Origin of the sequence: Kribbella sp. ALI-6-A (assembly GCF_001984195.1) — a bacterium.
Taxonomy (GTDB): domain Bacteria; phylum Actinomycetota; class Actinomycetes; order Propionibacteriales; family Kribbellaceae; genus Kribbella.
This window is the reverse complement of sequence record NZ_MTQN01000011.1, coordinates 515239-528933: the sequence shown is the minus strand read 5'-3', so window position 1 is coordinate 528933 and position 13695 is coordinate 515239. Positions and strand designations below refer to the sequence as shown.

Sequence of the window (13695 nt, the reverse complement as noted above, 5' to 3'; positions counted from 1 at the left end):
ACGCTCTCGGCTCCACGCGGTTGTCGTTGACCGGTTCAAGTCGGCGGCTTACCTTGAAGGAGTTGTGAGGAGTTGTAACTCCACGGATGTAGTCCGTTCCAGTCGGTACCCAGGGAGGCTCAGGCGTGACACGCACCGGCGACACTGATCTGACGGCGCAGTCGGCGTCCGAAGCACACGCCGACGCGGCTGCCGCAGCGGGGGTGCAGGGCCTGCTCTTCGACGACGACCTGCGGCCCATGCCGGAGGACGTCGGATTCCGCGGCCCGACCGCGTGCGCCGCTGCCGGGATCACCTACCGCCAGCTCGACTACTGGGCCCGCACCGGCCTGGTCTCGCCGTCGGTCCGCCCGGCCACCGGCTCGGGCACGCAGCGGCTGTACGGCTTCCGCGACGTTCTGCTGCTCAAGGTGATCAAGCGTCTGCTGGACGCCGGGATCTCGCTGCAGCAGATCCGCACCGCGATCGCCCATCTGAGCAAGCGCGGGATCGACGACCTGACCCAGATCACGCTGATGAGCGACGGGGCCTCGGTCTACATGTGCACCTCGCCGGACGAGGTGATCGATCTGCTGGCCGGCGGCCAGGGAGTCTTCGGCATCGCGCTCGGTGGTGTCTGGCGCGAGGTCGAGGGGTCGCTGTCGGAGCTGCCGACCGAGCGCGCCGACGGAAGCGACGAGGAGTCCGGTCCGCACGCGAACGACGAGCTCGCCGCTCGCCGCCGCGCCCGGATGACCGGCTGATCTGCCTCAGCGACAACAGTGCGCCCACTCACCGCGGAAGGTCTGCGTGGTGTGTGGGCGACGTTGTTGCTGCCCCTGGAACCCGACGACACGATCGACTTCGCCCGCCTCGGGACGCAGCTCGACCATCTCGTCGAGGCCGGCCTGCACGGTCTCTACGCCCACGGCACCGCCGGTGAGTTCCAGACCCTGACCGAGTCCGAGTACGACCGGATCAACGAGTTGCTCGCTACCCGCTGCGAAGCAGCTGACCTGCCGTTCCAGCTCGGCGCGAGTCATCCCTCCGCCCAGCTCCAGCTCGACCGCGTACGCCGGGCCGCCGCGCTGCGTCCCTCGGCGATCCAGGTGATCCTGCCGGACTGGCTGCCGCTCACCCCTGGCGAAGTGCTCGTCTTCCTGGATCGCGTCGCTCAGGCGGCCGACGGCGTACCTCTCGTGCTCTACAACCCACCGCATGCGAAGACGCAGGTCGGCCCGGAGCAACTTGCCGATCTCGCGCGCGCCGTACCGGCACTGGTCGGGTCGAAGAGTGCTGGTGGGGACGCCGCGTGGTTCGACGCCGCGCGGGAGTCTGGGCTGGCGTTGTTCGTGCCCGGACACCGGCTCGCGAGCATGACGCCGCTCGGCGCGGACGGCAGCTACTCGAACGTGGCGGCGCTCTCACCGACCGGTTCCGTCAGGTGGTACGAGCTGATGCAGTCCGACCACCAGGCGGCACTCGACGTCGAGCGGCGGATCGGCGAGTTCTTCGCCGCGCACATCGCGCCGCTGCAGGAGATCGGCCTGTCCAACCCGGCGCTGGACAAGTTCCTCGCCGCGGTCGGTGGCTGGGCCGACGTCGGCACGCGGGTCCGCTGGCCGATGGCCTCGGCCGACCCGCGCCTGGCCGCCGCCGCGCGGACGTCCGCACGGCGGCTGCTGCCCGAACTCGACGCAGGCAACTGGTAGCCTCGGGGGAGCCGTACACAGCACTCGGGAGAGTCCCAGGTTCGCCTGGGCGCCGAAGGGGCAATTCCTCCCCGGAACCTCTCAGGCCCATGGACCGGGTGCCGCAGGCGACTCTGAAGCGCTGTGCGCGTGACAGAGGGGGAGGCCACCGGCAGACTGTCAGCAACGGAGCCTCTCGTGAACGATTCCCCCCAGCTCTCGGCCACCTTCGCCGACCGGCACATCGGTCCGCGCGCCGACGAGGTCGCGCGGATGGTGCAGACCCTCGGGTACGCCGACGTCGACGCGCTGGTCGATGCCGCGGTGCCGGCCTCGATCCGCTCGGCCGAGCCGCTCCGGCTGCCCGAGCCGGCCTCCGAGGTCGACGCGCTGACCGAGCTGCGCCAGCTGGCCGCGCGCAACACCGTCGCCACCTCGATGATCGGCCAGGGGTACTACGGCACCTTCACGCCGTCGGTGATCGTCCGCCGCCTGGTCGAGAACCCGGCCTGGTACACCGCGTACACGCCGTACCAGCCGGAGATCTCCCAGGGCCGGCTCGAGGCGCTGCTGAACTTCCAGACCGTGGTGTCCGACCTGACCGGCCTGCCGACCGCGAACGCGTCGCTGCTCGACGAGGGCACCGCCGCGGCCGAGGCGATGACGCTGGCGCACCGGTCGAACCGCAAGTCCAAGAGCAACCGGTTCCTGGTCGACGCCGACTGCTTCGCCCAGACCATCGCTGTCGTCGAGACCCGCGCCGAGGCGCTCGGCCTCGAGGTCGTGGTCGCCGACACCACCGACGGTCTGCCGGACGGGGACTTCTTCGGGTTCCTGGTCCAGTACCCGGGCTCCGGTGGCGTGGTCCGCGACCTCAAGCCGCTGATCGCCGCCGCGCACGAGCGCGAGACGCTGGTCGCGGTCGCCTCCGACCTGCTCGCGCTGACGCTGCTCGAGGCACCCGGTGAGGCCGGCGCCGACATCGTGATCGGCTCGTCGCAGCGCTTCGGCGTCCCGCTGTTCTACGGTGGCCCGCACGCCGGCTTCATGTCGGTCCGGACCGGCCTGGAGCGGTCATTGCCCGGTCGCCTGGTCGGCGTCTCGGTCGACGCCGACGGCGCCCCGGCGTACCGGCTGGCGCTGCAGACCCGCGAGCAGCACATCCGGCGCGAGAAGGCGACCTCCAACATCTGTACGGCGCAGGTCCTGCTCGCCGTCGTCGCGTCGATGTACGCGGTCTACCACGGCCCGGACGGCCTGAAGGCGATCGCCGAGCGCGTGCACGCAGGAGCCGACAGCCTGGCCGCGTCGCTGCGCGCCGGTGGCGTCGAGGTCGTGCACGACCAGTTCTTCGACACCGTGCTGGCCCGGGTCCCCGGTCGTGCGGCCGACGTCGTCGACACCGCCCGGCAGAACGGCATCTGGCTGCGCCTCGTCGACGCCGACCACGTCGGGATCTCCTGCGACGAGAAGACCGACGCCGCCGTGCTCGGCCGGGTCTGCGGTTCGTTCGGCGTCACGTACGACGCGTCGCTGACCGGCGCGAGCCTGGCCACCGAGGTGGTCCGGACCAGTGAGTTCCTGACCCACCCGGTCTTCAACACCCACCGCTCCGAGACCGCGATGCTGCGCTACCTGCGCAAGCTGTCCGACAAGGACTACGCGCTCGACCGCGGCATGATCCCGCTCGGCTCGTGCACGATGAAGCTGAACGCGACCACCGAGATGGAAGCCGTCACCTGGCCCGAGTTCGCGGACGTGCACCCGTTCGCGCCGATCGAGGACGCGGCCGGCTACGTGAAGCTGATCGGCCAGCTCGAGCGCTGGCTGGCCGAGGTGACCGGCTATTCCAAGGTCTCGATCCAGCCGAACGCCGGCTCTCAGGGTGAGCTGGCCGGTCTGCTGGCGATCCGCGGCTACCACCGGGCCCAGGGCAACGAGGAGCGCAACGTCTGCCTGATCCCGTCGTCCGCGCACGGCACCAACGCCGCCTCCGCGGTGATGGCCGGCATGAAGGTTGTTGTTGTCAAGGGCAACGACGACGGCACGATCGACCTGGACGACCTGCGGGCCAAGGCCGAGGAGCACGCGGACAAGCTGGCCGCGATCATGATCACCTACCCGTCCACGCACGGTGTGTACGAGGAGAGCGTGACCGAGGTCTGCCGGATCGTGCACGACAAGGGCGGCCAGGTGTACGTCGACGGCGCGAACCTGAACGCCCTGCTCGGGCTGGCCAAGCCGGGCGAGTTCGGCGGCGACGTCAGCCACCTGAACCTGCACAAGACGTTCTGCATCCCGCACGGTGGCGGTGGCCCCGGCGTCGGCCCGGTCGCGGTGGCCGAGCACCTCGCGCCGTACCTGCCGAACCACCCGCTGCTGGGCCAGGCCGGTCCGGACTCCGGCGTCGGCCCGATCAGTGCGGCGCCGTTCGGTTCGGCCGGCGTACTGGCGATCTCCTGGGCCTACATCCGGATGATGGGCGCGGAGGGGCTGACGCAGGCCACCAAGGCCGCCGTGCTGACCGCGAACTACGTCGCCAAGCGGCTCGAGAACGCGTTCCCGGTGCTCTACACCGGCGAGAACGGCCTGGTCGCGCACGAGTGCATCCTCGACCTGCGGCCGATCACCAAGCAGACCGGCGTCACCGTCGACGACGTCGCGAAGCGGCTGATCGACTACGGCTTCCACGCACCGACGATGTCGTTCCCGGTGCCCGGCACGCTGATGGTCGAGCCGACCGAGTCCGAGGACCTCGGCGAGCTGGATCGCTTCATCGACGCGATGATCGCGATCCGGCACGAGATCGACCGGGTCGCGGCGGGGGAGTGGCCGGCCGACGACAACCCGCTGGTCAACGCCCCGCACACCGCGTCCGCGGTGATCAACGACAAGTGGGAGCACGCCTACACCCGCGAGGAGGCCGCGTTCCCGCAGTCGGTCGACCGGACCGCGAAGTACTGGCCGCCGGTCCGCCGCATCGACGGCGCGTACGGCGACCGCAACCTGATCTGCTCCTGCCCCTCGCCGGAGGCCTTTGAGTGACCCTCCGTTCTGACACCGCCGCCGCCTTGTACGCCGAGGTGGCGGCGGCCCAGAGTGAGTGGAAGCTGCCGTCGATCACCGCGGGCGTCGTGCGTGACGGCGCGCTGGTCTGGACCGGGGCGCGCGGGCAGTTCGCGACGGCGGACGGCGGGTTGCCGGGTCCGGCGCGGCAGTACCGGATCGGGTCGATCACCAAGACGCTGACGGCCGTCCTGGTGATGCAGGCGCGGGACGACGGGCTGCTCGCGCTGAACGATGCCGTCGGCAAGCATCTGCCGGGGATCGCGTTCGGGGACCTGACGATCCGGCACCTGCTGTCGCACTCGGGGGGAATGAACGCCGAGCCGGAAGGCCCCTGGTGGGAACGCAATCCCGGGGTCTCGTTCGAGGCGCTGGCCGCGGCGATGAACGAGTCGCAGGCCGCGGGCGTCCCGGACCGGCGCTACCACTACTCGAACCTCGGCTACGGCCTGCTCGGCGAGATCGTCTCGCGGCTGCGGGGCGCGCCCTGGACCGAGCTGGCGCGCGATCGGATCCTGGCGCCGCTGGAGATGCGGCGAACGACGTACTTCCCCCAGGACCCGGCGGCGCAGGGATTCTCGGTGCATCCGTTCAGCGGGCGGCTGGCCGAGGAGCCGGCCTACGACGCGGGCGCGATGGCGCCGGCCGGGCAGTTGTGGAGCACGATCGAGGACCTGGCGAAGTACGCGTGCTTCTGGATCGACCCGGTGCCGGAGGTGCTCAGCCGGGAGAGCGTCGAGGAGATGGCCACCCCGGCGTCGGCCGATCCCCGCGAGGCGCTCAACGCGGCGTACGGGCTGGGGCTGCGGTTGCACGCCGACGATCCGTACCTGTTCGTCGGTCACACCGGGTCGATGCCGGGCTTCGTGGCCGGTCTGTTCGTCGACCGGGTTCGGCGGATCGGTGCCGTCGCGCTCGCCAACGCGACGTACGGCAAGTGCGCGTCGGTCCCGCTGGATCTGATGCGGGTGCTGATCAAGCACGAACCCTGGCTGCCGCAGGAGTGGGTCCCCGAGCCCGAGCTCGCGCAGGGCGAGGAGTTGCTCGGCCACTGGTACTGGGGGAACACGCCCGTCACGATCTCGGTGTGCGGCGGCATCCTGCAGATGTCCGGCGCGTTCACCTCGCGCTTCTCACCGCTGGCCGTCGACCTGTACCAAGGGCGTGACGGCTACGTGGCCGGCGAGCGCCTGCGCGTGGTGCGTGACGGCGAGCGGATCACGCACCTGGATCTGGCTACGTTCATCCTCACCCGGACGCCGTACGGGCGCTGATACCGTCGGTGGATGGGATCGCTGGCGGGGAGGGTCGCGCTCGTCACCGGAGCGAGTCGCGGCGTGGGGAAGGGCATCGCGCTCGGGCTCGGTGAGCAGGGCGCGACGGTCTACGTCACCGGCCGTGCCGCCGTCGGCGGGCCGGCGACGACGCCGTTCGGCGGCACCGTGGAGGAGACGGCCGACGAGGTGACCGCGCTCGGCGGCCGCGGCGTCGCGGTGGTCTGCGATCACGCGGACGACGAGCAGAGCCGTCAGGCGGTCGAGCGGGTCGTCGCGGAGACCGGGCGCCTCGACCTGCTGGTCAACAACGTCTGGGGCGGCTACGAGCACTTCTGGGACGGGACCGAGTTCTGGCGCGAGGCCGGATTCTGGACCGAGCCGATCGCCCGGTGGGACTCGATGTTCGGCACCGGCGTCCGCGCCCACTACGTCACCAGTGTGCTCGCGGCGCCGACGATGGTCGCGCAGGGCTCGGGACTGATCGTGAACGTCTCGTCGGACGCCGCGGAGAAGACCGACGCCGGGGTCAGCTACGGCGTGGCGAAGTCGGCGACCGACAGGATGGTCGCGTGCATGGCGCACGACCTGCGCCCGCACGGCGTCGCCGCGGTGTCGCTCTACCCGGGTCTGGTGCGCACGGAGTCGGTGCTGCGAGCCGCGGAGTTCTTCGACATGTCGGACTCGGAGTCCCCGCAGTTCATCGGCCGGGCGGTGGCGGCGCTAGCGGCCGATCCGGACGTGATGCGGTACTCCGGGCAGGTCGTCCGGTCGGCCGCGCTCGGCCGCGAGTACGGGTTCACCGATGTCGACGGCCGGCGACCGGGAACGGGCGGGCCGACGTACCAGGGGTGAAACTCGCCACTGCTGGTGCAGCGCGGTTGACACAGCGTGCCAGGGACGAAGTAGGTTAGGCCTGCCTTAGTAAGGCTTGCCTTACTCAACAACTTCCCTGGAGAAGCTGGATGCCGCAGCAAGTGGGTCTCACCGCGTTGAGCTCATCGGCCCGGGCGCCGCACAGCCCGTACCAACTGACCGTCCCGGCCTGGCCACTGGCGTCCACCGTCGTGGACCGCGATCGGGGACCGCTGCCGGCCGGATTGCCGGCGGATGTGCTGCGGCGGACGGCCGAAGTGCTCGGGGAACCGCAGGTGCCGTCGACGGGAGTCGGCGAGTCCGCGGCGCTGGAGCTGGTCGCCGGACTGCTGAACAGCTACGGGATCGACCTCAGCCACCCGCGGGCCGCGGCGCACCTGCAGCCGCCGGTTCTGCAGGTCGCCGTCGACGCGGACGCGCTGGCCTCGGCGAGCAACGCCTCGATGGACACCTACGACTCCGGCCCGGCGACACTGGCGATCGAGCAGTGGGTGGTCCGCTCGCTCGCCGCGCTGGCCGGCTTCGGCCCGGCCTCGGACGGCGTACTGACGCCGGGCGGCTCGATCTCCAACCTGCTGGCGGTCCTGATCGCGCGGGACAGCGCGGCCGCGGCGGCCGGTCTCGACGTCCGGCGGCACGGCGTGCACGGCATGCGCCGGCCGGTGGTGTTCTGCTCCGAGCTCGCGCACTTCTCGATCCAGCGAGCCTGCGCCGCGCTGGGGCTGGGCGAGGACGCGGTGGTCGTGATCCCGACCGACGGTGACTTCCGGATGCGCCTCGACGTGCTCGCCGACGAACTGGCCCGGCCCGACCGGACCCCGATCGCGGTCGTCGCCACCGCCGGTACGACCGACTACGGCTCGATCGACCCGATCGCCGGCATCGCCGAGCTGGCCCGCCCGTACGGCGCCTGGGTGCACGCGGACGCGGCGTACGGGTTCGGGGCGTTGTTCTCCGACCGGCTGGCGCCGTTGCTGGCGGAACTGCCGTCGGCGGACTCGGTGACGCTCGACCTGCACAAGATCGGCTGGCAGCCGGCCGCGACGAGCGTGCTGCTGGTCGGGGACCAGGAACGGTTCGCAGCACTCGGGCGATCGGTCGACTACCTGAACCCGGCTGACGACGTGGACTCCGGGCTGGACGGCCTGCTCGGGCGGAGCCTGCAGACGACCCGCCGTCCCGACGCCGTGAAGATCGCCACCACGCTGTCGGCGTACGGCCGGGCCGGTCTGGGCAGGATGCTCGACACCTGCCACGAGCTCGCGCACGCCGCGGCGGCCAGAGTCGTTGCCGACAGCAACCTCGAGCTGCTCGCGCCGGTGACGCTGACCACGGTGCTGTTCCGGGTCGCCGCGCGGGAGCTGGACGCGCCCGGGCTGGACGCGCTCCAGGGTGAGATCCGGCGCCGGCTGCTGACCTCGGGCCAGGTGCTGATCGGCCGGACCAAGATCCCGGCCCGCGGTGACCGCCCGGCGGCGGTCGCGCTGAAGCTGACACTGCTGAACCCGAACGCGACCGCGTCGGACATCGAAGAACTGCTCGACCTCGTCGTGGCCACCGGCCACGACGTTCGGTCGGCCGGCGGCGAAGGAGCGGCATGACCCCGACCACCGCAGCAGCGGTCACCACCCACCTGAACGCGATCCTGCGCTGCTACACCCGTGAGGCGGGCGTGCCGGTGTCGCCCGGGCTGCTGACGTTCAAGGTGGGTGACGCCGCGGTGACCGCTCAGGTCCTGCACGCGTCACCGACCGGACTGCACCTGTTCGCCGACGTCCTGGTCGACGGGGAGGCGCCCGCGCCTGAGGAGCTGGTCCGGCTCCTGGCGGTGGACGCCGACCCGGCCGAGGTCGACGACCTGGCCGCTCGCACCGCCGAGTCGGTGCGCAACGTCGCGACGTTCTTCGCCGGACCGGAGGCTGCCGATCAGGAGACCGGGCTCGGGCGGTTCCTCGAGCACGAGCAGGCCCTGACTGTCGGGCACCAGCATCATCCGGCGCCGAAGAGCCGGGACGGGTTGAGCGGGGCCGAGCTGGCGGAGTACTCGCCGGAGCTGGGTGGCCGCTTCGCGGTGCACTGGTTCGAGGTCGACCAGGAGCTGGTCTCCTCCGACCAGGTGGCCGGCGCGCCCTCACTGCAGGGACTGGACGCCTTGCAGCTGATGGCCGCGCTGGCCGGTACGACGCCTGCCGCGGGTGCGGCGCTGATCCCGGCCCACCCGTGGCAGGCCGAGTCGCTGCTGCACCGCCCGCGCGTCGCCGAGCTGATCCGCGAGGGCCGGGTCCGGCCGCTCGGACCGCTCGGCGCGCAGTGGCACCCGACCTCCAGCCTGCGCACGGTCTACCACCCGGACCTGCCGGTCATGCTCAAGCTGTCCCTCGGCCTGCGGATCACCAACTCCCGCCGCGAGTCCACCTCGACCGAGCTGCGCCGCGGCCTGGAGATCAACCGGCTGCTCGACGCGGCGTACAACGCCGGTACGGCGACCGCCCACCCGGGCTTCTCGATCGTGCGCGACCCGGCGTGGGTCGCGCTGGACGAAGGCGGCGAGACGCTCACCGGCCTCGACGTGGCCGTCCGCGAGGTCCCGGCCGACGTCGACAGCTACGCCTGTCTCGCCGGACTCGTCGCGCCGCGCCTCGGCGGAGTGAGCCGCCTCAGCGCGCTCCCCGCCGTACAGGAGAACCCGGGGGCGTGGGTGGCGTCGTACGTCGATCAGGTGCTCGTTCCCATGCTCGGCTTGTACGCCGAGACGGGCATCGGCCTGGAGGCGCACCAGCAGAACACGCTGGTCCGGCTCGACGACTCCGGACGGATCATCGGCGGCGCGTACCGCGACAACCAGGGCTACTACCTCGCGTCGTCGTACTTGAAGGGGCTGCTCGCGGTCACCGGTCTGAGCGACTCCACGCTGGCCGTGGTCGAGGACGCCATCGTGGACGACCGGCTGACCTACTACCTGCTGCACAACCAGGCACTGGCTGTGGTGAGCGCGCTGGGAGTCGACGGGGTGGCCGACGAGCTGGACCTGCTGGACGTCGTACGGGAGCGGCTGTCCGACGCACTACCGTCGCTGAAGTCCGCTGGGCCTGACGGCGACCGCCTGGCTCAGCGGTGGCTCACCGCAGATCGCCTGCCCTGCAAGGCGAACATGCTGACCCGGCTGAAGGGCATCGACGAGGTTGTCGCGCCGCTGGACAACCAGTCGGTCTACCTGGAGATCCCGAACCCCCTGCGGATGGGTGCGGCCCGGTGAGGTGTGAGGTCGCGCCGCTGCTGCACCTGGACGACGGCTTCGACCTCCGCCCGGCCACCTCGGCGGACGCGGCCACGGTCGCGCAGTGGATGGCGCAGCCGCACGTGGTGCCCTGGTGGCAGCAGGACTGGCCCGTGGAGCGCTGGGACCAGGAGCTGCAGGAGCAGGCCGCGGGGGAGCACTCGATCCCCTGCGTGGTCGCCTTCAAGGACGAGGACCTCGCGTACGTCGAGCTGTACCGAGTCAGGCACGACCGGCTCGCGGAGTACTACGCCTGGCAGGAACACGACTGGGGACTGCACATCGCCATCGGCGACGTCGGCCAGGTGGGGCAGGGGCTGGGACGCCGGCTGCTCGGGGCTCTCGGCGACGCCGTACTGCGGGCCGATCCCCGCTGCGACCGCGTCGTGGCCGAGCCCGACGTCCGCAACACCCCGTCGGTGCGCGCGTTCGCCGCTGCCGGGTTCGAGCCGGCCGGGGAGCTACAGCTGCCCGAGAAGACCGCACTACTGATGGTCCGTCCCCGGACCGTGGAGGCATGAGATGAGTCCTGGTTCTGGTGACGCCCCGTACGACGTGATCGCGATCGGCGCCGGTCCGTTCAACCTCGGGCTGGCCGCGCTCGCGGACGGGCTGGACCTGCGGGTCGCCGTACTGGACAGCCGGCCGGAGTTCACCTGGCACCGCGGGCTGATGTTCGACGACGCGATGCTGCAGGTGTCCTTCCTGGCCGACCTGGTCAGTCTGGTCGAGCCGGCGCACCGGCTGTCGTTCCTGTCGTACCTGCGGGACAACGACCGGCTGTACCAGTTCTACGTGCGGGAGAAGTTCCACCCGACCCGTCGGGAGTACGAGGCCTACCTGCGCTGGTGCGCGGGGCAGCTGGACTCGCTGCACTTCGGGCGTGAGGTCACGGAGGTCGAGTGGGACGGGTCGGTGTTCGTGGTGACGGTGGGCGGTGAGCGCATGTCCGCTCGGCACCTGGTGCTGGGCGTCGGCACTGAGCCCGCCGTACCGGCTGCGCTTGCTGATCTGCCTGCTGATCGGTTGCTGCACTCTGCTGACTATCTGTACCGGCGTGACGAGCTGCTGCGCGCTGGGCGGGTCACGGTCGTCGGGTCGGGGCAGTCGGGCGCGGAGTGCGCGCTGGACCTGCTGCGAGCCGATGGGCCTGCTGTCAGCTGGCTGACTCGCACGGCGTCGTTCGCGCCGCTGGACTACTCCAAGCTGGTGCTGGAGATGACCACACCGTCGTACGTGGACTACTTCCACTCCCTGGACGAAACTGTGCGCGACAGGCTGGTCAAGGAGCAGTGGCGGCACTACAAGGGCATCTCGTCGGAGACGCTCGACCAGATCCACGACCTGCTGTATCAGCGCGAGCTGGGCTCGGCGCCGGTCGAGCTGCAGTGCGGTGTTGCGGTGGAGTCGTCGGCTGTCGGCGCCGACGGCGTTGAGCTGACACTGCGGCACACCGACACGGGCCGGACCTTCCAGCACTCGTGCGACGTGGTGGTCGCTGCTACTGGGTACCGGAACCGTCCTCTGACGTTCCTGCAGGCCTCCGTCGACTCACTGGTGGAGCGGGACGCGGCCGGTCGGTGGGCGATCAAGCGCGACCACAGTGTTGAGGGGGCGCTGGCCGGCCGGCTGTTCGTGGCGAACGCGGACCTGCACAGTCACGGCGTAGCGGCTCCGGACCTGGGCATCGGTGCCGTGCGCAACGCGACGATCCTGAACGCTGTTGCCGGGCGTGAGGTGTTCCGATTGCCGAAGTCCACCGCCTTCACGAGCTTCGGACTGCCCGCATGAGCTGGACGCGGTGCTCGGAGGAGCTGCTGGCGAAGCTGATCTCGCAGTTCTGCAGCGAGGCGTTGCTGACCCCGGTGGACGGGCGGCTGGAGCTTGGGTCGGTGGTGTACACCTTCGAGTACGTCGAGGGCGCCTTCGCGACGTACCGGGTGAGGCCGGGGTCGGTGCAGCGGACCACCGCGGGCATCTTGGGCAACGACGAGAGCGAACCGGCTGTCGACCCGCTGCAGTTCATGCTGGACGCCGCCGGCGTGCTGGGCCTGGACGGGCCGACTCTGGCCGGCTATATGGCCGAACTGTCGAGCACACTCGCGGCCGACGTACGGATGGCTGAGACGGCGTTGCCGGCCGCTGAGCTCGCCGACCTCCACCACACCCAGCTGGAAGGCCACCTGACCGGCCACCCGATCCTGGTGGCGAACAAGGGCCGCCTGGGCTTCTCCGCCTCCGACAGCGCCCGGTACACCCCCGAAGCCCGTACGCCGCTCCGGTTGGTCTGGCTCGCCGTACGGCGGGGGCTGGCGGAGTTCCGGGGGACACCTGACCTGTCGGAGCACGCGGTGGTCGGACGGGAGCTGGGCTCCGAGGCGGTGGACGCCTTCCGCTCCAAGCTTGTCGACCCCGACTCCTACGTGTGGCTCCCGGTCCACCCCTGGCAGCTCGACCACGTCGTCCGCACCCAGTGGTCCCGCGAGCTGGCGACCGGCGAGATCGTCGTCCTGGGGGACGGGCCGGACGAGTACCTGCCGACACAGTCCATCCGCACGATGGTCAACATCACCCAGCCCGGCCGCTACCAGGTCAAGCTGCCGCTGAAGATCCTCAACACGTCGGTCTACCGGGGCATCCCGATCCACTGCACCCTGGCCGCTCCGATGCTCACGCAGTGGCTCCGGGGCCTGTGGTACCGCGACGAGGTCATCCAGTCCCTGGGAGCCGAACTCCTGGGCGAGGTCGCCTCTGTCACCGTTCGCCACCCGCAACTGGCCGCGGCCCCTGGGATCCCTTACCAGTGGACCGAAACCCTGGGCTGTATCTGGCGAGATCCCTTGGAGCCCCGCCTCCGCGCCGGCGAAACCGCCTGGCCCTTGGCCGCCGTTCTGCACGTCGACCCGACGGGCGAGCCCCTCGTCACGACGTACATCAAACGCTCCGGCGTGGACCCGGAGGTGTGGATCAGCCATCTTCTCTCCACGATCCTCCGCCCGCTGCTCCACCTGCTCCACCACTACGGCATCACGGTCAACCCGCATGGCGAGAACCTCGCCATCATCTGCGATCCGTCGGGGCTCCCGTCCCGGCTGGTCGTGAAGGATCTGGTGGACGACGTCAACCTGTCCACGGTCCCGATCGCGGAGCGGGGGATGGAGCCGGACTCTCACGACCGGGTCCTGCCCCGGAAGCCTTGGCACGTGCTGCGGCAATACATGGTGGATGCGCTCTTTTTGGGGGTCTTGAATCCGCTCTCCACGCTGATCCCCGAAGTGGACCTCTGGGGCCTTCTCCGCGGCGAGCTCGACCTCTACGCTGCGAACAACCCACACCACGCGGCTCGCCTGGAGTCCACCGCTCTGACCGGCGAGTCCTTCACCCGCTATCCCCTCAACGGCTACCGCCTGACCCTCGGGTACAGCGATCTCGACACCCGCCCACCGATTCCCAAGGCGGGGACACTGCCGAACGCGTTGCACACCGCCGCGTCGATTCCACCGAAACGCGCGGAGTGACGTACTGTTACGCC

At 70.6% G+C, this 13695-nt stretch carries 10 protein-coding genes and 1 riboswitch; all 10 genes read left to right on the top strand.

Translation table 11 applies throughout. From position 1 onward, the window contains the following. Window positions 1-125: 125 nt before the first annotated feature. The 10 genes from BWI15_RS23025 to BWI15_RS22980 all read left to right on the top strand — a co-directional run bounded on the left by BWI15_RS23025 (window position 126) and on the right by BWI15_RS22980 (window position 13681). On the top strand, window positions 126-743 hold the full coding sequence (locus tag BWI15_RS23025; protein WP_077016536.1) for a MerR family transcriptional regulator: 618 nt from the start codon (window positions 126-128) through the stop codon (window positions 741-743). Window positions 744-794: 51 nt separating this feature from the next. Beyond that, a complete protein-coding gene (locus tag BWI15_RS23020) occupies window positions 795-1691 on the top strand; it encodes a dihydrodipicolinate synthase family protein (protein ID WP_237771415.1) in 897 nt (298 codons plus the stop codon). 15 nt (window positions 1692-1706) lie between these two features. Further along, a riboswitch (glycine riboswitch) is annotated at window positions 1707-1798 on the top strand. A gap of 70 nt (window positions 1799-1868) precedes the next feature. After that, entirely contained in the window at window positions 1869-4715 is a 2847-nt protein-coding gene (gene gcvP / locus BWI15_RS23015) for an aminomethyl-transferring glycine dehydrogenase (protein WP_077016534.1), read from the top strand. Beyond that, window positions 4712-6010: a serine hydrolase domain-containing protein gene (locus BWI15_RS23010; RefSeq protein ID WP_077016533.1), complete on the top strand. Its 1299-nt coding sequence runs from the start codon at window positions 4712-4714 to the stop codon at window positions 6008-6010. The genes gcvP and BWI15_RS23010 overlap by 4 nt, the downstream gene beginning before the upstream one ends. A 12-nt stretch (window positions 6011-6022) precedes the next feature. Beyond that, window positions 6023-6865: an SDR family NAD(P)-dependent oxidoreductase gene (locus tag BWI15_RS23005; RefSeq protein WP_077016532.1), complete on the top strand. Its 843-nt coding sequence runs from the start codon at window positions 6023-6025 to the stop codon at window positions 6863-6865. 110 nt (window positions 6866-6975) lie between these two features. Continuing rightward, window positions 6976-8487: a pyridoxal phosphate-dependent decarboxylase family protein gene (locus tag BWI15_RS23000; RefSeq protein ID WP_077016531.1), complete on the top strand. Its 1512-nt coding sequence runs from the start codon at window positions 6976-6978 to the stop codon at window positions 8485-8487. Continuing rightward, a complete protein-coding gene (locus BWI15_RS22995; RefSeq protein ID WP_077016530.1) occupies window positions 8484-10142 on the top strand; it encodes an IucA/IucC family protein in 1659 nt (552 codons plus the stop codon). Before BWI15_RS23000 ends, BWI15_RS22995 begins: the two co-directional genes overlap by 4 nt. Then, on the top strand, window positions 10139-10684 hold the full coding sequence (locus tag BWI15_RS22990; RefSeq protein ID WP_077016529.1) for a GNAT family N-acetyltransferase: 546 nt from the start codon (window positions 10139-10141) through the stop codon (window positions 10682-10684). The genes BWI15_RS22995 and BWI15_RS22990 overlap by 4 nt, the downstream gene beginning before the upstream one ends. Before the next feature lies 1 nt (window position 10685). Next, window positions 10686-11954, top strand: a complete 1269-nt coding sequence (locus BWI15_RS22985; RefSeq protein WP_077016528.1) for a lysine N(6)-hydroxylase/L-ornithine N(5)-oxygenase family protein — start codon at window positions 10686-10688, stop codon at window positions 11952-11954. Continuing rightward, entirely contained in the window at window positions 11951-13681 is a 1731-nt protein-coding gene (locus tag BWI15_RS22980) for an IucA/IucC family protein (protein WP_077016527.1), read from the top strand. Before BWI15_RS22985 ends, BWI15_RS22980 begins: the two co-directional genes overlap by 4 nt. The last annotated feature ends 14 nt before the right edge of the window (window positions 13682-13695 follow it).